At 42.4% G+C, this 25240-nt stretch carries 23 protein-coding genes; 12 read left to right on the plus strand and 11 right to left on the minus strand.

The genetic code is table 11. From position 1 onward, the window contains the following. The first annotated feature begins 89 nt into the window (after window positions 1–89). The 11 genes from QZ576_RS13830 (at window position 90) to QZ576_RS13880 (ending at window position 12909) form a co-directional block, all read left to right on the plus strand. Window positions 90–1484 carry a TolC family protein gene (locus QZ576_RS13830; RefSeq protein WP_297098150.1) on the plus strand — a complete coding sequence of 465 codons (1395 nt, stop codon included), beginning with the start codon at window positions 90–92 and terminating at the stop codon, window positions 1482–1484. 19 nt (window positions 1485–1503) lie between these two features. Then, on the plus strand, window positions 1504–2574 hold the full coding sequence (locus QZ576_RS13835; RefSeq protein ID WP_297098152.1) for a sensor histidine kinase: 1071 nt from the start codon (window positions 1504–1506) through the stop codon (window positions 2572–2574). Between the two features lie 93 nt (window positions 2575–2667). Continuing rightward, window positions 2668–3438, plus strand: coding sequence for a LytTR family DNA-binding domain-containing protein (locus QZ576_RS13840; RefSeq protein WP_297098154.1), 771 nt, complete (start codon window positions 2668–2670; stop codon window positions 3436–3438). Window positions 3439–3498: 60 nt separating this feature from the next. After that, the gene (locus QZ576_RS13845; protein WP_157470744.1) at window positions 3499–3675 is read left to right on the plus strand and encodes a hypothetical protein; all 177 of its coding nucleotides are present in this window, start codon (window positions 3499–3501) and stop codon (window positions 3673–3675) included. Window positions 3676–3766: 91 nt separating this feature from the next. Further along, a complete protein-coding gene (locus QZ576_RS13850; RefSeq protein ID WP_297098157.1) occupies window positions 3767–6052 on the plus strand; it encodes a patatin-like phospholipase family protein in 2286 nt (761 codons plus the stop codon). 210 nt (window positions 6053–6262) lie between these two features. Continuing rightward, window positions 6263–7201 carry a sugar phosphate isomerase/epimerase gene (locus QZ576_RS13855; protein ID WP_297098159.1) on the plus strand — a complete coding sequence of 313 codons (939 nt, stop codon included), beginning with the start codon at window positions 6263–6265 and terminating at the stop codon, window positions 7199–7201. 170 nt (window positions 7202–7371) lie between these two features. After that, window positions 7372–7950, plus strand: coding sequence for a TetR/AcrR family transcriptional regulator (locus QZ576_RS13860; protein WP_297098161.1), 579 nt, complete (start codon window positions 7372–7374; stop codon window positions 7948–7950). A 33-nt stretch (window positions 7951–7983) separates the two neighbouring features. Then, window positions 7984–9510 carry a TolC family protein gene (locus tag QZ576_RS13865; RefSeq protein WP_297098164.1) on the plus strand — a complete coding sequence of 509 codons (1527 nt, stop codon included), beginning with the start codon at window positions 7984–7986 and terminating at the stop codon, window positions 9508–9510. 24 nt (window positions 9511–9534) lie between these two features. Further along, a complete protein-coding gene (locus tag QZ576_RS13870; RefSeq protein WP_297098165.1) occupies window positions 9535–10521 on the plus strand; it encodes an efflux RND transporter periplasmic adaptor subunit in 987 nt (328 codons plus the stop codon). Between the two features lies 1 nt (window position 10522). Then, window positions 10523–11704 carry an ABC transporter permease gene (locus QZ576_RS13875; RefSeq protein ID WP_297098167.1) on the plus strand — a complete coding sequence of 394 codons (1182 nt, stop codon included), beginning with the start codon at window positions 10523–10525 and terminating at the stop codon, window positions 11702–11704. Window positions 11705–11709: 5 nt separating this feature from the next. Then, window positions 11710–12909, plus strand: coding sequence for an ABC transporter permease (locus tag QZ576_RS13880; protein WP_297098169.1), 1200 nt, complete (start codon window positions 11710–11712; stop codon window positions 12907–12909). Window positions 12910–12962: 53 nt separating this feature from the next. Here the strand turns inward: QZ576_RS13880 and QZ576_RS13885 are convergent, their stop codons facing one another. The 6 genes from QZ576_RS13885 to QZ576_RS13910 form a co-directional block, all read right to left on the minus strand. After that, window positions 12963–13115 carry a hypothetical protein gene (locus tag QZ576_RS13885; protein WP_297098171.1) on the minus strand — a complete coding sequence of 51 codons (153 nt, stop codon included), beginning with the start codon at window positions 13113–13115 and terminating at the stop codon, window positions 12963–12965. Between the two features lie 112 nt (window positions 13116–13227). Then, window positions 13228–13536 (minus strand): heavy-metal-associated domain-containing protein, encoded by a 309-nt coding sequence (locus tag QZ576_RS13890; protein ID WP_297098173.1) that lies wholly within the window; start codon window positions 13534–13536, stop codon window positions 13228–13230. Between the two features lie 27 nt (window positions 13537–13563). Next, complete coding sequence (locus QZ576_RS13895) at window positions 13564–14034, minus strand: DUF302 domain-containing protein (RefSeq protein WP_297098175.1); 471 nt, start codon at window positions 14032–14034, stop codon at window positions 13564–13566. Window positions 14035–14178: 144 nt separating this feature from the next. Further along, the gene (cysK, locus tag QZ576_RS13900; protein ID WP_297098177.1) at window positions 14179–15090 is read right to left on the minus strand and encodes a cysteine synthase A; all 912 of its coding nucleotides are present in this window, start codon (window positions 15088–15090) and stop codon (window positions 14179–14181) included. A 314-nt stretch (window positions 15091–15404) separates the two neighbouring features. Continuing rightward, window positions 15405–16748, minus strand: a complete 1344-nt coding sequence (locus tag QZ576_RS13905) for an ABC transporter permease (RefSeq protein WP_297098179.1) — start codon at window positions 16746–16748, stop codon at window positions 15405–15407. A 10-nt stretch (window positions 16749–16758) separates the two neighbouring features. Beyond that, window positions 16759–17682, minus strand: coding sequence for an ABC transporter ATP-binding protein (locus tag QZ576_RS13910; RefSeq protein WP_297098181.1), 924 nt, complete (start codon window positions 17680–17682; stop codon window positions 16759–16761). Between the two features lie 31 nt (window positions 17683–17713). Here QZ576_RS13910 and QZ576_RS13915 point away from each other — a divergent pair, with 31 nt between their 5' ends. Continuing rightward, window positions 17714–18022, plus strand: coding sequence for a hypothetical protein (locus QZ576_RS13915; RefSeq protein ID WP_297098183.1), 309 nt, complete (start codon window positions 17714–17716; stop codon window positions 18020–18022). Window positions 18023–18569: 547 nt separating this feature from the next. On the opposite strand, the gene QZ576_RS13920 is transcribed toward QZ576_RS13915, so the two are convergent. The 5 genes from QZ576_RS13920 to QZ576_RS13940 all read right to left on the minus strand — a co-directional run bounded on the left by QZ576_RS13920 (window position 18570) and on the right by QZ576_RS13940 (window position 25218). Then, the gene (locus tag QZ576_RS13920) at window positions 18570–19730 is read right to left on the minus strand and encodes a hypothetical protein (RefSeq protein WP_297098186.1); all 1161 of its coding nucleotides are present in this window, start codon (window positions 19728–19730) and stop codon (window positions 18570–18572) included. A 98-nt stretch (window positions 19731–19828) separates the two neighbouring features. Further along, complete coding sequence (locus tag QZ576_RS13925) at window positions 19829–20386, minus strand: cytochrome c (protein WP_297098187.1); 558 nt, start codon at window positions 20384–20386, stop codon at window positions 19829–19831. Window positions 20387–20396: 10 nt separating this feature from the next. After that, window positions 20397–20894, minus strand: a complete 498-nt coding sequence (locus QZ576_RS13930) for a DUF3341 domain-containing protein (RefSeq protein ID WP_297098189.1) — start codon at window positions 20892–20894, stop codon at window positions 20397–20399. Continuing rightward, entirely contained in the window at window positions 20887–22272 is a 1386-nt protein-coding gene (gene nrfD / locus QZ576_RS13935) for an NrfD/PsrC family molybdoenzyme membrane anchor subunit (protein ID WP_297098191.1), read from the minus strand. The genes QZ576_RS13930 and nrfD overlap by 8 nt, the downstream gene beginning before the upstream one ends. A gap of 6 nt (window positions 22273–22278) precedes the next feature. Further along, window positions 22279–25218: a TAT-variant-translocated molybdopterin oxidoreductase gene (locus tag QZ576_RS13940; RefSeq protein WP_297098193.1), complete on the minus strand. Its 2940-nt coding sequence runs from the start codon at window positions 25216–25218 to the stop codon at window positions 22279–22281. Between the last annotated feature and the right edge of the window lie 22 nt (window positions 25219–25240).

Genomic DNA, 25240 nt, shown 5'->3' on the forward strand with positions numbered 1-25240 from the left:
GACAGTTGCTAATCCTTGCGGTTAGGTAAAAATCGGGGTCAACTTTTCTAAAAAAGACAAATGAATGAATTCAATAAAAGTAAAATTCAATGAATCAATCAATTAAATATATAGCCGGCACAGTTATCGTTTTGCTTACTGTGTTTGGCAACACTTTCGCGCAGAAAGTAATGACACTGGAAGAGTGCCGCGAGCAGGCTGTTGCTTTCAATAAAGAATTGAAAAATGCAGCCCTGCAAAACCGCGAAGCGCAGGTAAACCAGGAAGTGGCAAGAACGGCTTATTTACCATCAGTGGGCTTTTCGTCATCGTTGATGCACCGCCCGGGAATGGATGCCATTAACATGCCGGGGTATTTTTTACCAACTGCCGACAGTGAAGAGGCTGCTTTGAATGGTGACTTTTCAGGAACCAGCGATGTTTGGAGCCCGGGAATTAATATCGATTTGGGAAGTTTAACACTTATAAACAGTGGTTTTGAAGTTAACCAGGCGGTTTATGCCGGCGGGAAAATCCGCTACTCTAACCAACAGGCCGATGCCGGAGTTTCAATTGCTGATATGGCTTTGAATATGAAATATTCGGAAGTGATTGAGCAAACCGACCAGGCATTCTGGCAGGTGGCAACCGTTGAAGAGAATATCATTATTGCCGAAGAATACATAAAGATGCTTACCGAGCTGGAAGACCAAATGACGGCGATGTACGAAGTTGGATTGCAACCGGCAAGTGAAAAACTGCGCGTAACCGTTCAGAAAAACGAAGCTGATTTAAACCTGATAAAAGCCCGAAACGGTTTAAAAGTGGCCAAAATGTATCTGAACCAGATTTTGGGTCAGCCACTGGATACTGAGATTCAAATTAGCCATGAAGCCAGTCCCGAAGTAAAATTGTTTAACCTCGAAGACGGTTTGGTACAAGCCGGCAGTAAACGAAACGAGCTTAAAATTCTGGAAAAGCAAAAGGAGATTTCGGAGTTGGACGCTAAAATTACACGTGCTGATTATTTGCCAACTGTTGGCGTTAGCGCACAATACACCAGTTATTGGGTAAAAGATTTGTACGAGGAAATCGATTTTCAGCCGATGTTGGCAGCGCAGGTTTCTATTCCTATTTTCCAGTGGGGACAAGGGAAAAAGAAACAGCGCGCGGCACAATTAAAAGTGCAACAGGCCGAAACCGATTTGCAACATACAAATGATTTGATTAATCTTGAAGTAATGCAGGTAAAGGTGCAGGTTGAAGAAGCATACGAATCCATTCTGTTGGCACAAAAAAGTGTTGCCGAGGCCGAGGAAAGTATGAACGAAACCGAGGCCAGTTTTGAGGTAGGTTTAAATACAACCACCGATATGCTGAATGCTCAGGCACAATGGGTGCAGGCTAAAGCGCAGTTAACGCAAACCATTGCCAATTTCGAGGTGCTAAAAACCAAGTGGCAAAGCGTAACCGGAAATCTGTATATTCCTGAAGAGGAAAATTAAAACGTCGCTTAAATAAGGAATGAAGTGTATTGAACTACATAGCAAAAAGAAGCAAAAACTTGCAACGAGGTTGCCCAGTTACGAGCCTGTTAGTGTGCTTGGGCGCTTTGTTATTATCAGCATTTTTGCGGTGTTTGTGTTGCATTTTATTTCGTATGTTACGCATATTCCTGCCGATGGAGATATTCATATTCCGTTTGTAATTTATGTAGTGGTAATTGTGGGTTTTAATTCTGCTGCCGAGGTTCAGATTATTCTCGATAATATTCTGGAACGTTTTCTACCGGTTCCGAAGAAGATAAAACTGCGACTTTTTCTGCAGATCAGTGTTGGAATATTGTTCCTTGTTTTTGCTCATCGGGTGATCATGCACTTTATCGATCCGAAACTCGGTATTGGAGAGTCGAGATCGGGTGTGATTATGGGAATGATCACCGGTTTGGTTTTCGTGCAAATGGTGGCCAATTCGCTTACCATCGCCCGCTTTGCACAAAAGTGGTTCGATTCGCAGGAGCAGATTGCCGAAATGAAACGCGAAAAGTTGCGTATGGACTACAACTCGTTACAAGATCAGCTGAATCCACACTTTCTATTCAATAACCTTAGTGTGTTAAAATCGCTGATTATTTACGATCCGGATGTGGCCGTGGAGTTTACCGAAAACTTTACCGATGTGTACCGGTACGTACTGCAGAGCAAAGAAAAACGGCTGGTGAAGTTGGGCGAGGAACTCGATTTTATGAAAGCCTATTGTGCCTTGCATAAAGAGCGATTAGGAGAGGGAATTAATGTCGATTCACTAGTGCCCATTAATGTTCTAGACAGAGATATCGCTCCTTTAACCGGGCAGTTACTCATCGAAAATGCCATTAAGCACAATATAACAAGCCGTGAAACACCGCTTCAGATTACGGTTTATGTTGAGGATGATTATTTGGTGGTCTCCAACAGTTTAAATCGCAGAGAGGCCTCGTATTCAACTAAAACAGGATTAAAAAACCTGGTGAAGCGTTACGAGATATTAACCGAAAAAGAAATTGTGGTTCAGTACGACGAGAACCATTTTGAAGTGAAAGTGCCGTTATTGTGAATGCGATTTGAGTTACAGAAAAATTGAAATTTAACTCGGATATTGCGCCGCAAAATCATATAAACGGAGAAAAGAATAATTAAAACGCAGAGTGTGAGAGTTATTATTGTTGAAGATGAGTTACACAACTATCGTTTGCTGCGGGGAATGGTTGAAAAACTACGGCCCGACTGGCAAATTGTTGAATGGTTTGAAAGTGTAAAGAGCACGGTTGCCTGGCTGGAAAGTAATCCGGCACCCGACCTGATCTTTATGGACATTCAACTAACCGACGGCATCAGTTTCTCTGTTTTCGACCAGGTAAATGTAACCAGCATGGTAATTTTTACCACCGCTTACGACGAATATGCTTTGCGCGCTTTCCAGGTAAACAGCATCGATTATTTGCTAAAACCGATTAAACAAGACAAGCTGCAGTTATCTATCGAAAAATTCGAGCACATGGTTTCGGCGTCAAACGAAAAGCCCGAATCTGCTACTGATTATAAAGAGTTGCTGCAGGCAATAACATCGGGCGAAAAGAAATACCGGAAGCGTTTTCTCATTAGCGGGGCAACCTCGTATTTTAAACTCGATGTGGAAGATGTGGCCTGGTTTTACACCGAAAACCGCGTAACAACAGCCGTCACTTTTCAGGGAAAAGAGCATGTAATTGATTTAACCATTGAAAAGCTGGAAGAACAACTCGATCCAGATCTTTTCTTTCGCACTAACCGAAGCTCGATTGTGCACATAAATGCCATCCGGAAATTCGAAAATCATTTTGGCGGGAAGTTGATTTTGAGACTCATTCCGCCTCTTGATGAACCCATTACAATTAGCCGTTTAAAGGCAACCGAGTTTAAGGAATGGGTGGGGAAATAAGTAAAATACCCGTGCTATCTATAAGATTATAATATATTTGTCAGTTAAACACGAAGAAGAATGAAGTACAGAGACCAGTTATACCAGGAAGCGATTGCAATGATTGAAGATGCTACTCCTCACAAAGAGAGTATCTTATATCATAATATTTACTCACTGCAAACCATGGGTGGTTATCCATTTTCGTCGAAAAAAGATGTGCACGAATTGGTTAATTTCTTAAATTCATGCGATTAAAATAAATCTGGTCCGGATTTTATTGAACTGTTTTCGGGGCCTGAATTTATTTAAGCACAGAAAACAAGGAAATTAACTAAGCCATTCGGGCATGAAAAATTCGATCCTCACAACTTATCATTTAGTAGCCATTGTATTTTTTCTACTGGCTGTATTTCCTGTTTATTCACAAGAAGAAAATCAAACTGAAAAACCAAAAATAGCCTTGGTTTTAAGCGGTGGCGGAGCAAAAGGTCTGGCGCATATTGGTGTGCTTAAAGTGCTTGAAGAAGCCGGAATTCGTCCCGATATTATTACCGGAACCAGCATGGGCAGTATTATGGGCAGTTTATACGCTGTTGGTTATACGGCCGACGAACTTTCCGATATTAATAAAAACGCCAACTGGGATTTGTTGTTAACCGACAATGAAAGGCTGCGCAGTGTGGCTATGGACGAAAAGCTGGAAACGAAAAAGTACCTTTTTGAAATTCCGATAAGAGAAAAACGAGTAAATCTGCCTGCCGGTGTTATCGATGGGCAACACCTTGAAGCATATTTTTCGGAACTGCTTTGGCCACTTACCGAAGAAGAGGATTTTAACGAACTGCCGGTTCCGTTTCATTGTATGTCGGTTGATATGATTTCGGGAGAAACCGTTGAACACAGCTCCGGCGATTTGGTGAAATCGATTCGTGCCAGCATGTCTATTCCAACTGTTTTTTCGCCGGTTCAAATGGACTCGATGCTTTTGGTTGATGGAGGAGTTACGCGAAATTTTCCGGTGCAGGAAGCCATAAATATGGGGGCCGATATAATTATTGGTGTTTACGTAGGTTTTCAGGAAGATATAACTGCTGACGATATTCAATCGATGACCGATATTCTGCAACGCTCGATCGCATTGGGTGGAATTGTTGACGCCAAAGAGCAGTTCCCAAAATGCGATGTGTTGATTATTCCCGACCTGCACGATTATTCCGCAGCCGATTTTGTGAAAGGACAGGAAATAGAGCAGATTGGAGAAGATGCGGCCCGTGAAAAATGGAGCGAAATAGAAACACTTGCCAAAAAATACGATTTTAAATATGAGGCTGTTGATCGAATTCCGCAACCTGAAAAGATTAGGATTACCGGATTAGAGGTAACCGGACTGAATTATTTAAGCGAGAATTTTGTTTTGTCGAAATCGGGAATCGAAGTTGGCGATATGATTAGCGCTGATGATATTAAAGAAGCCATCGATTTTATGTATGGTTCCATGCATTTTGCAAAACTGACTTATTCGTTAAAAAGAGATTGGAACAGCGAAGGTTACACCCTGATTTTCCATGTAAAAGAAACACCAAGGGCCATGGTAAAGCTGGCTCCGCGCTACGACGATGATCTGGGAGTTGGGATTACCACCAATTTTACTTTGCGGAATATGATTGCGCCGGCAACACGCATGTTACTCTCGATAAATATTGCCGAAAATCCGGGCATGGAAATCAAATTGAATAAGTTTGTTGGCAAGAAACAACGCCTGTCCGACTATTTCTTTATGGATACCTACAGCTATAAACTTCCGTACTACGATGCCGGAAAACGTTTGGGCAGTTACAAGCGAGCGTATTTTGGTGGAGGTTACGGGCTGGAGTATTTGTTTGGTCTGAATCATCAATTGGGGGGCAACGCATTTTATAAATATAACCGTTTAACACCGCGTGCCGATCTGCAGACGATTTATCCGGAAACGGATTTCGATTACCTGAAATCGCACGACTGGGGCTATCAGGTGTACTACAAGGTAAATACCACCGACGATCTGTATTTCCCCAAAAAGGGAATAAAACTGAATATTGGATTCCAGCATATTTTGTCGGCCAACAGCGACATGCAACTCAATAACAGCGAGCCAAGAGATTATTTAATCGGCGAGATTAATGATCCGTATGCAACTTTAACTATCGACCATAACTGGTACAAAACATTTGCCCGCAAGCTAACCTATAATTTCGAGGTGGGAGCCGGTTTTAGTACAGAAGATTCCGGTGCCAACGGGCTTTATATGCTGGGCGGATCGCAATTTGGCCCCGGTAAAATGCAGTTCAAAGACTTGTCGGGATTTAATTTTGCCGAAATTTACACCTACAATTATGCGGTTGCAAAATCATCGTTAAGCTGGGAAATTGCATCGGGGCTGTACGTAACTACAAAAGTGAATGTGGCTGCCACTGCTGATACTTACGAGGATTTATTCGATCATCTCACCACGCAGCCATTTGGCGACAATATCTGGGGGTATAGTTTCGGATTTAAGTACGATTCGTTACTGGGGCCAATGCAATTGTTGTTTTCGGGAAATAACCAGGATAATGAGTCGCGTTTTCATTTTAGCATCGGATTTCCGTTTTAATTCATCAACAACTTTTTCTGAAGAATAAGTGCAAATCGGGCACACAAGTCAGTATTAATTGTTTTTGTGTTAAAGCGACATATTCAACCGTTTTTGGTATTTTCTGCAAAATCTTTATAATTTTAGTCCCTCTCAAAAAAATATCTCATTATTTTTAGAGTTTTTAAGTTAAATAAATTTTATACAGTATAACTAACTAAAGCAAGGATCATGAAGAATAGAAGAGAATTTCTGAGAATTTCAACAGCAGGTACAGTAGGTGTTTTAGCATTGGGAACCTACGCTTGTGGCTCGGGTGGTAAAAAACCTGTTGAGCAAGCGACAGAGGTAGTTAAGGCAGCAACCGGAATGGGTCTTGGCCTGCAACTTTATAGTATTCGCGATGCAATGGCAGCGGATGCGGCTGGTTCGTTAAAGAAAATTGCCGACATGGGCTATAAATTTGTTGAGATGGCTTCGTATGCCGATGGCAAATTTTATGGTGTTGAGCCAAAAGAATTCCAAAAAATGGTGGAAGACAATGGTATGAAAGTGGTAAGCAGCCACACCAGTGTTGAAGCTGAAGGAATTACAACTGCAAGCGCTCAGAAAATGGCCGATGCACACGCCGAAATTGGTGTTGAATATTGCGTTCAGCCTTGGATTGAAGAAAAAGACCGTAATATTGAAACTTACAAAAAGATGATTGCCGAGTGGAATAAAGTTGGTGAGATCATGAAAAATGTAGGTATTCAGTTTGGTTACCATAACCATAACTTCGAGTTTAAACCAACCGACGGAATGGTACCTTATTACGATGTATTCCTGAAAGAAATGGATGCAGACCTCATCACCATGGAACTGGATTGTTACTGGGCAATGAAAGCAGGTCAGGATCCTGTTGAAATGTTCAACAAATATCCTGGACGCTTCCAACTGTTGCACTTTAAAGGTATGGGTAAAGAGGTTGTTGAGCCATTTTACACGGTTGACAAAGACGATATTGTTTCTGTTGGAGCCGGTGTTGCCGATTACAAACGTATTTACGATGCACGCGAAACTGCTGGTTTGAAATACTTATTTGTTGAAGACGACAACCAGGGTAACGGAAAACCTTTTGAAGGTGTGAAAGCAAGTATCGATAATATTAATGCAAAGCTTTTTGTTTAAGCAAACGATATTTTAACTAAAAACCGGATTCATTTGAATCCGGTTTTTTTTGTCCCTAAATGTTATTTCATCCTGAAATTTAATCATTTCAGTAAAAACACCACCCGTAATTTCTAAAAAGCAACTACATTTGCATAAATGAATGAACGTTCATTTATTAATTCAGAGATATGGCACGGATTACAGATCAGACAAAAATTGAGCGATTAAAACAGTCGACCATGAAACTGGTGGTTGATAACGGTTTTGGCGGAGCTTCAGTGGCTCTAATTTCGAAAGATGCACAAGTGGCTTCGGGCTATTTCTATATGCATTACAAAGGTAAATACGAACTGGTAAATGCCATTTTACAAGAGGTTTACGGTGAAGTGTTCGGCTTTTTTGAAACTTTAATCGTACCGGAAAAACCGGTTTTGGAGACCATTGAAAACCTGATCCGTCATTTTGTGCAGTACGCCAATGAAGAACCGATCAGAGTGAAGTTTTTATACGTGCTCACCAACGATTATACATTTATAATCGATCAGGAAATCCATGAAAACACTTTAAAGTTAATCGACAAGTTGCTGCAAATTGGCCGGTCAAACGGTACGTTTGATGACGAGCTTACAGTTAGCGATTTGTATTTGGTTTTAGTTCTGCTAACCATTCAGTTTATCAATCAAAAATATAAGCACGGTCAGCAAGAGACAATTACCGAATCGGACATTCAGCATTTGCTAAAGATGATTTTTAAGTTCTTAAAATAAGAAAACAACAAAATACAGCTTACAATACTAGAAATGAAAACAATTAAACAACAGAAAACAGTCTTGTTATTCCTGCTGCTTTTGGCAGTGGGAATTACGGTTAACGGGCAATCACAGAGCCAATTGTTGTCATTCGATCAGGCGATGCAAATAATGCTGGGACAAAACCCGGCACTGTTGCGCCAGAAGGAAGAAATAAGGCAGAAAGAATTCGAGATCAAGTCGAAGAAAGGAATGCGTTTGCCGCAGGTTTCGTTAAATGCAACGGCGGTCGCAATGTCCGATCCCTTGCACCTCGATTTGACTCCGGTTGGTGAAGCCATCAGTCCGCTGTACGAAACACTGGGTAATTACGGTGTTTTTAACGGCGTTCCAAATCCCGATCCGGCAACCAATGCGCTTTACCCATATTTAAGCGACGACATGAGCACCGAAATTGTACGTCAGCAATTACTTGAAGGAGGCGAAGCAATTGCAGCCCACGACTGGGATGAGATTATTCAGGAGAAGAATTTTGCGTTACTGACAGCCAGTTTTGCGCTGCCAATTTATGCCGGAAGCAAAATTAACGGAGCGAACCAGGCTGCCGAAGTCAATCTGGATATTAGCGAGCAGGAATTGCGTCATGCGGAAGGTGTTCTACTAACCGAATTGGTTACGCGTTATTATGGTCTGGCTCTCGGATTGCAAGTGGAAAAACTTCGCAAAGAAATGCTGATAAGTATGGAGAACCATTACAACGATGCAAAAAAATTATTCGATAACGGAATGATTGCAAAAGTTGAATTGCTTCATGCGGAGGTCGCGAAAAACGAGGCCGAACGAGAAGTGAAGCAGGCGGTGCGGAATGTTGAAATATTACGAACCGGCCTAAAAGCGACATTGGCAACTGATTCGATGGGCCTCGTGATCCCTGCTAACAATTTGTTCATCAATAACGAATTGACAGGTTTGGCTGCGTGGTTAGATCGTGCCAAAGAATTAAACCCTCAATTGAAACAAATTCAGGGTAAAAAGGAGCTTGTTGAGATAAAACACAAGGTAGAGAAAAACGAATATTTACCAACGATTGCGGCAATGGGTAATTACAACATTGCCGACAAAAACTTCTCGCCATACATGCCCGAATGGGAACTTGGAATTGGAATGACATGGAATTTGTTTCAGGGAATGAGCCGCAAGAACAATATACTGGCCAGCGAAACTTTGCACAACCAGGTTGAATATGCAGAACAAAAAGCCAACAACGATTTGGAAGCGTATTTGGTAAAACTCTATAACGAATTGCAAATGCAAATGGAGCAAAAAACCGAACTGGAAACAACGTTGGAGTTGGCAAACGAATACCGCCAAAGTACAGAGACAGCCTTTAATGAAGGATTTGCAACGTCTACCGACGTGGTTGAGGCCAACACAAAAGTAATGCAGGTAAAAACATTACGCTTGAGTGTTTTATATAATTACGATGTTGGTTTGGCGAATTTCCTGCAAACAGCGGGTGTTCCGGAACAATACATCGATTTCTCGAGTGGAGATAATACCGTAACCGAATCACTTTAAAAACAAAAGCAAAAAACATAGATCATGAATAAGAAGACGTTAAGCTCAATAATTGTACTTGTGGCTATCGTAGCATTTATAGTATACACATTTATTGTTGTTACAAAACCCGAGCCTGTAATTCTGCAGGGAGAGGTTGAAGCTCAGCAATACAATATTGCTTCAAAAGTTCCCGGCAGAATACAGAAGGTTGCTGTGGATAGGGGACAAAAAGTTAAAAAAGGCGACTTTATTTTTTCCATAGATAGTCCTGAGATCAATGCAAAACTGGCCAATGCAAATGCCGCCCGCACTGCCGCAAGCGCTCAAAGCCGAAAAGCACAAAACGGAGCGCAACAGGAAGATATTACTGCAGCCTACAGTACCTATGTAAAAGCCGAAGCTGCCGCCCAGTTTGCTGAAAAGACATTTGCACGCATTCAGAATTTATATGACGAAGGAGTGGTGCCTGCACAAAAACGCGACGAGGTTGAAACACAAATGAAGGCCGCCCGCGAAACTGCAAATGCAGCCAAGGCCATTTGGCAGAAAGCAGAAAAAGGCGCCCGCGAAGAAGATAAAGAAGCTGCTGCAGCAATGGTAAAACGTGCTGAGGCAGCCATTGCCGAGGTGGAAGCTTACCTGGAAGAAACATCAATTAATGCTATCGCCGACGGCGAAGTGTCGGGAGTAAATGTGGAAGAAGGAGAATTGGTTTCAACAGGTTTTCCGGTAGTAACCCTACTCGATCTGAACGATATTTGGGTGACTCTTTACATCCGCGAAGATTACATGACTCATTTTAAAATGGGAAGTGTGTTTAAGGCTGTAATCCCCGGTCTTGACGGGCAGGAGTTCGAATTCAAAGTAAAATACATTAGCCCGTCGGCTGATTTTGCCCGATGGAATGCAACAAAAACTTCGGGAGAATTCGACTTAAAATCGTTTGAAGTTGAGGCGCGCCCGGTGAATAAAATCGATGGTCTGCGACCCGGAATGACAGCTGTTGTTACCTTACCCGAAATGAAATAAAATGGACGGGAAACAGAGACATCCTATTTTTGAAGTAATGATTCGTGAGGCCAGGCGGATTCAGCAAAATCCTGCCTATCGGTTTCTGCTTTTAATCGGGCCGATCACGGGTATTCTGCTGCTCTTTTTTATCTTTCAGCAAGGAGCGGCAAAACGATTACCCATTGCTTTGGTGGATCAGGATAATTCATCACTTTCCGTAAAAGTTGGAAATGCTTTAAATGCCTCGCCCGATGTGGAGATTGTAGCCGGAGCACCTGATATGTTCCAGGCGCAGGAGTGGTTAAAACAGGGTCTTGTTCAGGCAATTGTTGTATTGCCCAATGAGCTGGAGAAAAAAGTATTCCAGGGAATGGAAGCACCTGTTCCGGTTTACATCAACGGTACAAACGTAACGGTTGCAGGAGTTGTCCAACGTTCGGTTTTAACTACGCTTAATACCTTGTCGGCCGGAATTCAGATTAAAAAACTGGCCCTTGAAGGCAACAATGCTCAAAAAGCGATGGCGCGGGTTGTTCCTGTGCAAATTCAAAAGCATGTCTTGTTCAATCCGTATACAAATTATGCCTACTTCCTTAACTCGGCAATGCTTTACTTTACTTTGTTTTTGTTTGCCTTTATGAGCTCGGTTTACACTTTCGGGAATGAGTTGAAACGAGGCACAGGACAAAGTCTTTTAGAAGCTGGAAACAACAGTGTGCGTATGGCAATTGTTGGGAAACTTTTTCCGTACACCGTAATTTATTCGGGTTTCGCAATGCTGATTGCCTACCTGCTCTATGAGGTTGAAGGAATGCCGTTAAATGGCAGCTTTGTTGTCATTTTTTGCGGTCAGTTTATTACGATTATCGCTTACCAGATGCTGGGATTGATATTCGTTTCATTAACCAAAAACCTGCGTTTGTCGCTGTCGGTTGGGAGTGCTTATATAATGATGGGAATTACATTCTCGGGACTTACTTTCCCGATAGAAGGAATGATGCCTTTTGTAAAAATGCTTACGGCGATCTTCCCTTTTACCTGGTGGGAGAAACTTTTTATTTCGCAATCGTTACGCGGAGCACCAATAAAAGAAGCGCTGCCGTATTTGTGTTACATCCTCCTATTTATGCTATCGGGAATGGCTGTATTTAAAATGTATAAGAAGAGCCTGAGCGATCCGAAACACTGGGGAAAACAATAGGAATTATGACGAAAGACAAGAATAAAATAAACAGCTTCGAATTAATGGCTTTTCATTTTAAGAATGAATTGAAAGCTATTTTTACGGATAGCGGGGCTGTGTTGATTTTGGTCGGTGCGCTGCTAATTTATCCATTGTTGTATTCTTTCGGATACTTTAACGAAGTGCTTACCGATTTGCCGATTGGTGTTGTCGATTTGGATCAAACAGCCACTAGCCGGAAATACACAAATATGTTGGATGCATCGCGCGATGTTGAGGTTTCATATAATCCGCAAAGTTTGAAAGAGGCCGAAGAACTTTTTATGGCCAATAAAATTGATGGTGTTTTACTTATCCCGAAGGGATTTCAGAAAAACGTACTGTCGACCAAACAGGCCAATGTTGCTGTTTACGCCGATGGTAGTTACCTGTTAAAATACAAAACATTCTACACGGCGGCACAAACCGTTAATGCTTATTTTGGGGCAGGAGTAGGAGTGCAGCATTACCTGGCCGAAGGGAAATCGTTGCGACAGGCAAAAGTTTCGGCTAGTCCGCTGAGTATTCAAACGCATATGCTTTACATTCCTGCTGGTTCGTACGGTAGTTTTATCATGCCGGGATTGATCATCATCATCATTCAGCAAACATTACTGATTGGTATCGGAATTATGGGAGGTACTTTTTCCGAGTCAAAAGGATCGCCGTTCAGGTTGCCGGAAAACAAACGCAGACGCGAAATCATTCCACTGGTTTTGGGTCGGGTTGGGGCTTATTTACTAATCTCAGCATTTAATATTTGTCTGGCACTGATCATTATTCACGATTGGTTCAACTATCCCGACAAAGGCAATATGTTTGATGTGCTAATGTTATTATTCCCGTTTTTATTGGCAGTAATCTTCTTCGGAATTGGACTGTCGACTTTCTTTAAACATCGTGAGTCGGCCATTGTATTTATGATGTTTTTGTCGCCGATAGCCTTATTTTTAAGCGGTATTTCGTGGCCTGTTTCTGCCATGCCCGATTGGTTAGTAGGTCTTTCCAAAATTCTGCCCGGCACAACTACTGTTCCTGCCTACTTGCGTTTGCGCACAATGGGCGTGGGAATTACAGAGGTTAAATCAGAAGTGCTAAAGTTGTATTTGCAGGCCGGGAGTTACGCCATTCTGACGATTGCATATTTCTACATTCGGTTGTATGTAGGGAAAATTAGAAAGTGACAACTGAAGTAATAGAAAAAAAAAGCTTTGATCCGATGGTCAAAGCTTTTTATTTAATTCAAAATTACTTTCAGTTTCAATTTTCGGGCTTTTTTGTAAAGCCTGATGGAATCTTTAGAAACGGCAGTTGGAATGTCAACTTTTACGTTCCACACCGCACCTGTTTCTTGTAATTCCGGTTTTCCGTTTTTAAAATTGTCTTTCATTGTTTCTATGGCTTTTATGCAATGTACGGAATTTTACAAATATTATGCCGAAAAACGAGGTGATTTATCACCAGAACATTGTGAGCAGTAGTAATTTAACTGCCGGCAACGCCTATTTTACAGCTTTTATAGTATATCCGCGCTTTTCAATGCTTTTTTCAATATCATCGATCGACACTGCCGATGCGTTGTATGTAACAATGGCAGTGGAGTCAGCGAGTGTCACTTTTACCGATTCAATCCCACTCAGGGAATTTACTCCCTTTTCTACCGAAGTCACGCAGGCGTCGCAATGCAATCCGCCAATATCAATAGTTGATTCTACAATCTGCTCCGGTTGAGCAACTTCAGTGGTTTTTTGTGTTCCTGAGTTACAGGCTACAAATCCCATCAGGATGAATAAATACAATAGTTTTTTCATGGTAGTTTTTATTGTTTTTAGTTTTAATTACTTGATAACGGGAGCCAGTATCTGTTTATTTTCTTCGCTGGCCGCTCCCATAACGGTTTTAACTTTGTTCCCCATAAATTTCGAGAAGAGGCCGGAGTTCAGCATCGATACATAGGTTTTTCCATTTCGTTCGTAAACTGCAACGCGGCATGGCATTAGTGCCGAAACAACACGTTCCTGGTCGCTGCTTAAAATCTGGTAAGCATGATCGGGTTTGCACAGCGAAAAAACTTTAACAGGTTTTACTTCAAAACCGTGCTTTTTCATGGTAGCCTGCAAATCGTATAAATGCGGCATGCTCCAGTTGTTGTTTTTTGCTGATTGTTCAATGGCGGCAACAGTTTCGTCAAATCCCAGTTTGCTTTCGTTTACCACAAACATCTGTTTGGGCATGATTACAATCAAAAGAACCACTGTTAAAATTATTCCTGCAATAAGTCCGGTGAAAAACATAGTTAATCCTTTCATTCTTAGTTTTTAATAAGATACGAAGAAAGAACAAACAATTGGAAACTTTTGTTTGATAGATTTGCTTGATGGTGCTTAGAAACCTATAAAAAAAAAGGGAACCACTCATCCGAATGATCCCCTTCCTGTATATTGAAGTTAGTTTTAATATAAACCTTCAATTGATAAATAGCGCTCGCCGTGGTCGTACGAGAAAGTAAGAATTCTCGATCCCTTTGGAAGTTCTTTTATCTTTTTGGCAACCGCTGCCAACGATGCTCCCGATGAAATACCGACAAACAAACCTTCTTCTCGTGCTGCTTTTTGTGCATATTCAAAAGCTTCGTCTTTGCTGATTTCAACCGTTCCGTCAAGCAGATCGGTATTCAGGTTGTTAGGAATAAAGCCTGCTCCAATTCCCTGAATTCCGTGTGGACCGGGATCTTTTCCGCCAATTACTGGGCTTGAATCCGGTTCAACTGCAAAAACTTTCAGGTTCGGAAATTTCTCTTTTAAAACCTCAGCAACACCGGTAATGTGTCCTCCGGTTCCAACACCGGTAATCAGGTAATCAAAACCTTCAGGGAAGTCTTTCAGAATTTCCTGTGCTGTAAAGTTATGGTGTACCGCTACGTTTGCCGGGTTGTTAAACTGTTGTGGAATCCAGGCATTGTCCAGTTCACTGGCCAGTTCTTCAGCTTTGGCAATGGCACCTTTCATCCCTTTTTCTTTAGGTGTTAATTCCAGCTCGGCACCAAATACTTTCAATGCTCTTCTTCTCTCCAACGACATTGACTCTGGCATGGTAAGAATTAAACGGTAACCTTTTACGGCTGCTACCAGTGCTAACCCGATTCCGGTATTTCCTGATGTAGGTTCAATAATCACCGAACCTTCTTTTAATATCCCTTTCTTTTCCGCATCCTCTACCATCGCCAGTGCAATACGGTCTTTTATACTACCTCCGGGATTTGTTTTTTCAACTTTCACCCAAACTTCGTAATCCTCAGGGTAGAGGCGGTTAATTTTTACATGTGGCGTGTTGCCAATGGTCTCTAAAATGTTCTTTGCTTTCATCTGTTTTTAATTATTGAGTTATCTCGGTAAATATTCATTAAACAAAAAAAAGGCCTTTCCGTTCACGGAAAGGCCTCGTATAATCTTGCAATTAAGCTCAAGTTAAAACACTATAACACCTTTCCCTTTTTGAAGGAAACAACAACACATCATCATATTGTTACCGGTGTTTTTCATATCGTGTGCAATATATGTAATTTTTATTTATTCTAAATAAAAATCATGAAAAAAATCATGTTTTTCACTTCTTTGTTAAGAAATCGGACTTTTAGTGATACCCTAAGTCTGAGTGAGGGTATCACTAATTTTAAGCATTAGCCTTTATAGCGAAGCCACTTAATCAGCTCTTTAATATTTACCTTTTTACCGTACATGAGCAAGCCGATACGGTAAATTTTGGCCGCCGCCATAATACAGACGATTGTTGTAAGTACGAGCAGTCCCATAGAAAGTAACAGCTCCCAGATTGGCAGATCGTAAGGTACACGTGCCATCATGGCTACCGGCGAAGTGAACGGAATTATAGAACACCAAAATGCGAGCGGACCTTCAGGATTTTTCGCAATGGGGAAGAGTAGCATAATTGAAAGGATCAACGGGAAAGTTACCGGGAAAACCATTTGCTGCGAATCTTCGTCGTTATCAACAGCGGCACCAACAGCACCCAATAAAGCACTGTATAATAAATAACCTGCAAGGAAATAGAACACGAAAGAGAATAAAATAAGTGGCAGATTCAGGTTGCCGATCATTTCCATAACTTCCATAACCTGGTTCGACTGCGCTGCCTGCATGGCTGCCGGGTTCATTTGTCCCTGCGATTCCATAATGCTTTGTCCCATTTGCTGTGCCGACTCAGGCGTGAAAAAGAAACTCTGCACCACTACCAGCCCAATTCCTCCTAAAATAAGCCAGATGGCAACCTGTGTGAGGCCAACCAAAGCAGTTCCAATAATTTTACCGGCCATTAACTGGCTTGGTTTCACCGACGAAATAATTACCTCGATGATGCGGCTTTTCTTTTCTTCCATTACGCTGCGCATAACCATGGCGCCGTACATAAATACGAAGAAATAAATGATTAGCCCCATCGCGTAACTGGCAATAAAAGCCACTACCGACGAGCTTTTTTTGGTTTCGCCCGACTGCGATATTTTTAATGTACTCAGGTTTACACTGGTGCGTGTTTTGCTCAGTCGATCTTCTAAATCAGGAATGCCCGATTCTTCAATTACTTTTTGTCGCTTGTCATTCTCGATAAAACGACTCAGTTTGCGCTCAATCTGTTCGGTCAATTCAAACGGCAACTGTTTCTCGGAGAAAAGCTGCGCCTGGTTGTTCGAATAAATATCTGATGGAATAAAGAGGACGCCGTAATAACCACTTCCTTTCAGGTTGGTTTTCAACGTTGCATATTCTTCTTTCGGAATAAAATGATAGCTGGTCGTTCCTTCTTCGCTGAATTCGCCAAGAAATAAATTGGTGGCATCGTACACGGCTATCTTGCGCTCTTCGGTATCGTCTTTTATCGAAAAATAGATGACCAAACCGTAAACGCCGGCAATTAAAAACGGCATCAGGATGGTTAATATGATGAACGATTTCTTTTTTACCCGTTTCAGGTATTCTTGTTTTAATATCAGTAATGTGTTGCTCATGTTGGCTGGTTTAGTTTTTGTTCGACTCTTCAACGGCTTTAATAAATACGTCATTCATGCTCGGAATCAGCTCCTCGAACGACATGATCTCGGCGGCCGGCATAATCGCCGATAACAGCTCGTTATTCGATTTTCCGTTCATGTACTGCACTTTCAGGGTGTTCGCTTTTTCCGACTCATCGTGGCTGATGATTTTGTAATCGGTTCCCAAAGCCAGGTCAATATCTTTGAATTCGCCCCGGTATTTTATGTCGAAAGTGTTGGATTTGTATTTCATCCGGATCTCGTCGGTTGGCCCGTCTTCAATCTTTTTCGATTTGTTGATGAGTGCAATGTGGTCGCACAATTCTTCAACCGATCCCATATTGTGGGTAGAGAAAATAATGGTTGCACCTTCTGCTTTCAGGTTCAGAATTTCCTTTTTCAGCAGGTTGGCATTTATCGGGTCGAAACCGCTAAAAGGCTCATCAAAAATCAACAGTTTAGGTTGATGAACAACAGTGGTTATAAACTGTACTTTTTGCTGCATCCCTTTCGACAGCTCTTCCACTTTTTTGTTCCACCAGGGCATAATGTCGAATTTCTCGAACCATTGTTTCAGGTTTTTTGCTGCATCGCGTTGCGACATGCCTTTCAACTGAGCGAGGTAAATCGCCTGCTCGCCAATCTTCATTTTTTTGTATAGTCCGCGTTCTTCGGGCAGGTAGCCAATTTGCGAAATGTCTGCCCGGGTCATTTTTTCACCGTTCAGAAAAATTTCGCCACTGTCGGGGGCGGTAATCTGGTTAATAATGCGGATGAGGGTGGTTTTGCCCGCCCCATTGGGACCAAGCAAGCCAAAAATGCTTTGTTCTTTCACCGAAATGCTAACATCGGTTAAAGCCTGAGTGCTGGCAAAAACCTTGTTTACATTGCGCGCTTCGAATAACTCCATATTGTTTTTATTGAATAGTAAGATTTAACCTGTGCAAATTACAGGTTTGGTTTTAAATAATCATAAAGTAAGTCCGAAAATACTGCCTTTTGAAAGAAATATCGGCGAATGGGGACTTTTAGGGGATGAATTGGAATCAGGATTATCCTTTGAGGCTTCGAGAGTACTCCTAAAGCAAGAAATCTGCATCAGTGAAGCTTTGGGAGTTCTCCCAAAAGGAGAAAAACGCGTTGGGGAGCCTTTGGGCATACTCCCAAAAGGGAAAAAACGAGAATGGAAAGCTTTGGGAGTAATCCCGAAACAAGAAAACCGGGGATGTGAGTATACTCCCAAAAACTAATATTTTGAAATATGGATGATTCGCTGGAATTATATTGTAATTAATTTCCTGCCGGAAGCCATCATTTTTGCCTTAATGCAAAAACGATGCAAAAAAATCAAGGCGGCTGTTAATCTTTATCCTCCGTTTTTATAAAACCCAAATTCGGACGGGTGATCTCCTCAATATTTCGGAGCTTCCCGCTCTCATTAAGGTTTTATTTCAACTCCGGCTAAAAATCAACAGAGGCCGTTCCACTTATGACAGGCATGTACATTTGTAAAGCAACTTCGAAGCTTCGGCCTCGGCCAGTGAACCGGAAAACAAGTGATGGCAGCGTTAAAAAATTACTGCTGTCTGAGGAGGAACGACGAGTTCAGGAATTTTAGCTGACATCGCGTAGTTTTTCCGAGTGAAGTGGGCGCAGCCTTGGGTTTTGTGTTTACTATTTGGGCTAAGCCAAATAGTAAAATCCGCCTGATAAGGCTTGAGATATGATTAAACTAATGGTGGTTTAAATTTATATTCATCTTCCTAGAAAATGCAATGTATGCTAAAGAATAATTCCTTAGAAATGGTGCTGAATACTTTCTTCCAGGTAAGGATGATTTTTCGGAACCAGACTGGCTTTTGTAAGCGTTGTGCCAACTACCCAAGAGAATAATCCGGCATAACCCAGGAAAGTCCCGATTTCGAGTAAGCCAAACTTTGCTTCATGTACCGTTGCCGGCCAGATAATGTAGTACAGTTCGGTGTATTGTCCTATCATCAACAGAATGATCACAGGTATCATAAATAGTTTGCTTCTCGAGCTTTTTCGTGGCATCAGTACCAAAAACGGGATGCCCCAGTTGATAACGATATTGGCAAAAAACAGGATTTTGTAAACCCCGTGCCAGCGATGTACAAAATACGAAGTTTCTTCAGGAATGTTACCGTACCAGATTAACATGAATTCGGCAAAATTGAAGTAGCCCCAAACGATGCTCGACATAAAAATATAACGAGTAAAATCGTGCAGGTGACTGTGGTTTAGTAGTGGAAATTTCCCTTGCTTCGATAGAATAATTACAATCAGCGCAATTATTGATGAGGCGTGCAGAACTCCGGCCATAAAACTTCTTCCTGCAAACATGGTACTGAACCAGTGTGGCTCGAGCGACATCAACATATCAACCGAAAACAGGCTGAATGAAAGTGCCAGCACAAAAATGAAGATCTTGGAATAGAACTCCGATTTTTCGAAATATAGCATGCCGCCAACCTCGTCTTCTTTTAACGAGAATTTGCGCAAAACTTTCGATAGAATGATCCAAGCAGCAAAGAATACAACTACCCGTGCAAAGAAGAAAGGCACATTCAAATAAGGCGATTTGTGCTGCAAAATATGGTCGTGCGAAACAACCTCATGGTGTGTCCACTCGAAAACCGAATGCATACCAAAATACAGGATCAGGAAGAAAACCGCAGCAAACGGAAGATAAGCTACCATGGCTTCGGGCACACGTTTAAACATGGCCGACCAGCCCGATTGAGTAATGTACTGGATGGCGGCAAAAAAGGCGGCGCCAATGGCCAGCGACACAAAATAGTAGTTGTTTAAAAGGTAGTTTGCCCAGGTGCGCTCGGCATCGAAAACAAAACCCAGTGCAAACGAAACCACACCAACACCCATCAGCGCGTAGGTGAGCATTTTAAACTTATTGGAAAGTGTTAATCGGTCTTCCATATCTGTTCCTTTTAATTCTTCATCTGTTCTTTATTCCGTCATTCCGAACTTGTTTCGGAATCTTACGAAGATGCTGAAACAAGTTCAGCATGACGTACTTAATTTTGTAATACCTCTTTTACGTACATCGAGATTTTCCAGCGGTCGTCCGGTTTTATCATCGAACCATGCTCGCCCATAATCCCAAACCCCACTGTAATCACGTGGTAAATATCCGCTTCCGGATTCGCCATCATTTTTTCACTCAGCAAACTTGCCGGCGGATACGTGTATTTTTTGCTCACATACAACGATCCTTGTCCATCGCCTTTTTCGCCATGGCATTGCATACAATAAATGCCATACATTTTTTCACCGCGTTGCAGGTTTTCTTTGCTTGGTTCCAAATTATTTACCAGTGTGGCAGCTGCCAGTGCCCGGTCTTCATCGCTTTTCTCATAAGCATATGGAACTGTTCCTCGTGGAATGGTTCCGGCAACAGGAGGCTGCATGGTTTTTCCGTCGGCAAAATTTGGGTTGGGTGTGTAACTCTCGTAAGCCGGGGAGGTAACCATATCATCGAAATATTGCCAGCCCGTTGTTCGGCGATTATAATCACAAGAAGAAAAGGCAAAAAGCAATACTCCAAACAGTGTTATATATTTTAATTTCTTCATACCGATACAGTTATTCAATTTTACCATGTTCTGTGAGGATCGATTTTACTGACTCGCTATCGTTTGCAATTCCGGCTTCGTCGAAAACCATAACAAACTTATCGTCGGTGGCTTGTTCGTGAAAGATCTCTGCTTTTTTGCCGGGGAATATTTTTGCCCGTGCCGAAAAAGTAAAAAGCGTAAGCAGCGTTATGGCTAGAATAGTTGCTACAATCGTAACCACAATAAACGACGGGAATGCATTAAACGGTTTTCCTCCGTAGTGCAAAGGCCAGCTGATCGAGGCAGCATAAGTCAGGAATCCAAGAATACCCAGCGCTGCAAACAATCCGTAAAAGAAAGCGGCATGTGTAATGCGTGTTTTTATGGGCATTCCTTCCAATATTTCGTGCACGGGATATGGCGTGTAAACCTCCACCGGCATTACTCCTTTGTCTTTTAGTTTTTCAAAGGCATCAACTAAAGTTGCTTCGTCGTCAAAAACGCCAAGGATATATTTTTTACTCATGACTCTTTGCTTTTAGTTGTCCGTTATTTGGTTTGTCGAATTTTGCCACACTTTTTAATTCAGAAATGGCAATCATTGGAATGTAGCGGAAGAATAATAGCACTCCGGCCAAAAACATTCCAAGTGTACCGACAAAGAATCCTATTTCAACATAGGTAGGTGAGTAATTTGCCCATGCGGCAGGAAGATAGTCGCGGCTAAGCGTGGTAACCACAATGTTAAAACGCTCGAACCACATACCGATATTGATAATGATGGAAATAATGAATACGATCCACATGCGTTTGCGCACCGCTTTAAACCAGAACAACTGCGGAATCACAGCGTTGGCTGTAAACATAGCCCAAAACTGGAAAGCATAATCACCAAACAAACGGTTTTTAAAGAACATATACGTTTCGTATTCCGAAGCCGAATACCACGCGATAAAGATTTCGGTCATGTAGGCAGTTCCCATAATCAGCGAAATAAATATCAGAATCCGGCAAACCGCATCAACGTGTCGGTCGGTAATAAAGTCGTTCATCTTATATAATCCGCGCATCGTGATAACCAGGGTAAGCACCATGGCAAATCCTGAGAAAATAGCTCCGATAACAAAATAAGGAGGGAAGATGGTGGTGTGCCATCCGGCTTGTACTGAAACAGCAAAGTCGGTAGATACAATCGAGTGTACCGAAACAACTAACACAGCCGCAATTCCACCAAGAACAAAACTCAGGCCTTCAAAACGTAACCACTCGCGGCTCGAACCTGTCCAGCCAAAGGCAAAAAATCCATAAACGGCCTTTTTAATTTTTGATTTTGCTGTGTCGCGAATGGTTGCAAAATCAGGCACCATCCCGAAATACCAGAAACTTGCTGAAATAAGCAGGTAAGCAGAAATGGCCACAAAGTCCCAGAAAAGTGGTGAGTTAAAATTCACCCAAAGCGGACCACGCGTATTCGGATACGGGAAAATGAAGAAAAACAACCACGGACGCCCCATGTGCAACAGCGGGAAAAGGCTGGCACAGAAAACGGCAACCACGGTCATCGCTTCTGCTGCACGGTTAATGGCAGTTCTCCATTTCTGCCGTAAAATGAGCAGGAAAATGGAAAATGCTGTTCCGGCATGTCCGATACCGATCCACCAAACAAAGTTGATGATGGCCCAACCCCAGGCTACCGAGTTATTTACTCCCCAGGTACCAATTCCGGTTGAAACGGTGATGTATTTGCAATACAAACCAAATCCGAACATGCCCAAACTCACCAGCATGGCTGCATACCACCACAGCGGCGTTTTGGCGTGGATGGGTGCTAATATATCCTTAGAGATCTGGCTGAACGACTTGTCGCCATCAATTAGCTTTCCCCTTACGGCTGAATTATACATAGGCGTTTATGCTTTTTTGTTTCTTACTTTAGTTAAATATCCTACCGATGGCAGGGTGTGCAATTCTTCCAGCAAATGGTAATTGCGCTCGTTTTTAAACAGCTTGTTGATTTTGCTGTTCTCATCGTTCAGATCGCCAAATACCAGAGCATCGGCCGGGCACGACTGAACGCATGCCGGTTGAACTTCACCATCCTTTAACATTCTGCCGGCAACTTTAGCCTCCGCTTTTTTCTCCTGAATACGCTGCACACAGAACGAGCATTTTTCAACCACACCTCGCGAACGAACGGTAACATCAGGGTTAAGAACCATACGTCCCAGATCGCTGTTTGATGCAAAATCGAACTCCGGATTTTGAACGTACTGGAACCAGTTAAAACGACGCACTTTGTACGGGCAGTTGTTCACGCAATATTTGGTTCCTACGCAACGGTTGTAAGCCATTTGGTTCAATCCCTCCTCGCTGTGTGGCGTGGCCGAAACCGGACAAACATTTTCGCACGGTGCATTATCGCAATGCTGACACATTACCGGTTGATGATACACATCCGGATTTTCTGCATCGTTCGAGAAATAGCGGTCAACACGAATCCAGTGCATGATTCGGCGGTTGCGCACTTGTTCTTTTCCGATTACCTGCACGTTGTTTTCGGCCTGGCACGAGATGGAACAGTTTCCACATCCCACACAACTTCCCAGATCGACTGCCATTGCCCAATGGTGACCTTTAAATTCCTGTTCGGGATACATCGAAACGTGGTGTTCCAGATGCTCCTTGCGGATTTCATTGCCCGAAGCCGGATCAAGTTGCCATTTATCGAAATTGGTTTCACGGACTATTGGCCGGCCTTCCATTGAATGGTGTGTTTGCGACAGCGCCAGTTCGAAAGTTTTTGTTGTGGTCTGCACATCGGCACCACTAAGCCAAAGTTGTTTGGCATTGTTTTGTATCGATGCCAGTGCATACATATTTTTACCAACACCGTCGCCAACTTTTCCAGCAACTTCGCGGCCATAACCTAATGCAACAGAAATGGTGTCAGGTGCTTGTCCGGGCTGGACAAAAACCGGCATTTCAATTCCGTTTATGGTGATCACCGATTCATTCTGAACGCCATTTTCTTCAGCCCATTTTACCGGAACCGCAGCAAAATTATCCCAGCTGATCTTTGCAACGGGATCGGGCAATTCCTGCAGCCACGGGTTGTTGGCAGAACTTCCGTCTTTCAAAGCCACACTCTGATAGAAAACAATTTCCCATCCCTGTGATTCAGCACCGCCGAGTTGTAAGGCATCTTCTAATCCATTTTCACTATACACCGGTGCTTCGGCAGTTATCTCTGTTTCGAAAACACCTTTTTGCAAGGCATCGTTCCAGAATAATCGGGAATCAGAATATTTTGATTGCAAGCCGGTGAAGCTCTCTTCCCAGTTTGTTTTTAAAAATTCGTAATAGTTGGGCTGCTCTTCGCCCGCCCATTTTAGCAGGGTTTCCTGCCCCTGCCGACTATCAAAAAGTTTTGATATCGTAGGTTGCGACAAGCTGTAAAGTCCTGTTTTTGGCTCGGCGTCGTTCCACGCTTCAAGGTAGTGTGGGGTAGGGCACACCCAATGACAAGCGGCTGTTGTTTCGTCTTTTCTGTCGGAAAACGAAACTGAAAGCTCGGCTCCTGAAATCAGCTCTTTTAGTTCTTGACCTTTTGGATGATTGTAAACCGGATTAACTCCCCAGCAAAGCACTCCGGCAATTTCTTTATTTTTTAATCCGGCAATTACTTTTTCAAAATTGGCATCAATTGCCTGATGAGTATTTAATGGCCGGTCGAACAAAATCGTTGAACCGTAATTTCCCAAAAGATTATTGATGGCGTTTACGATCAATTGGATATTTAAATCGTTGCTCCCCGAAATTACCAGCGATTTTCCTTCGTTTGCCAGCAGATCTTCAGCCAATCCTGTTACATCAACCGGGCTGCCTGGAGCTGCAATGGTCATAAAACCTTTTGCCTGCATTAACTGGTAATACAGCGCTGTTAAAATCGTCTTTTCTTCCGATGGTTTTATGGGGACTCGCACGTCGGCATTTGAACCTGTCAAAGTCATTCCCGACTCGAACTGGTAATGACGGCTCATTTCATCGCCTTTATCCAGTACTTTTCTGCCAGCTGCATAACCTTTTGTATATTCTGTTGACGAAAGCCAGGTGCCTAAAAAGTCGGCTCCAAAACTGGCAATTACTTGTGCACGTTCGAAACGGTAGTCAGGAATCAATGCCGTACCAAAGCTCTGTTGGTTGGCCTCCAAAATTCCACTTGCCGAAACCGCATCGTATTTTACCCACTCAACATTGGGGTATTTTTCCTGAAAGCTTGCAATTACTTTTTTTGTTGTTGGCGAAATTATACTTGATGTGAGCAAGACAACTTTTTGATTGTCAGTATTTAACTGCTCTAACTTTTTTGTGATGTAGCTGTCAACTTCTTCCCAGTTGGTTGCTTCGCCTCTTTTTAGTGGTGTTTTAAAACGGGCATCATCATACAAATCAAGAACCGATGCCTGAACGCGTGCAGAAGTTCCTTTTTGCGAAACAGGTGACAGATCGTTGCCTTCAATTTTAATGGGGCGGCCGTCGCGCACTTTCACCAAAACACTGCAATATTCGTTGGCTTCAAAATAACTTGAGGCGTAATAATTGGCCATTCCGGGTGTAACTTCTTCCGGTTTTACCAGGTATGGAATCGCTTTATCGACCGGCCGTTTACAGCTGGCAACAACCGCTGCGGTTGCAACGCTAAATCCAAAAACCTTCAGAAAATCGCGACGCGATGAGCCGGAAGCCTTTTTTATTACGGCACGTTTGGCGTCCAGCTCCAGTTTAATCTCGTTTTGCTTAAACTCTGCCGGATTATTTAACTCGTCTAAACTTCTCCAATATTTTGTCATAGTTTGTTTGATTCTGCTTTAA

This window comes from uncultured Draconibacterium sp. (assembly GCF_913060805.1).
Lineage (GTDB): Bacteria > Bacteroidota > Bacteroidia > Bacteroidales > Prolixibacteraceae > Draconibacterium.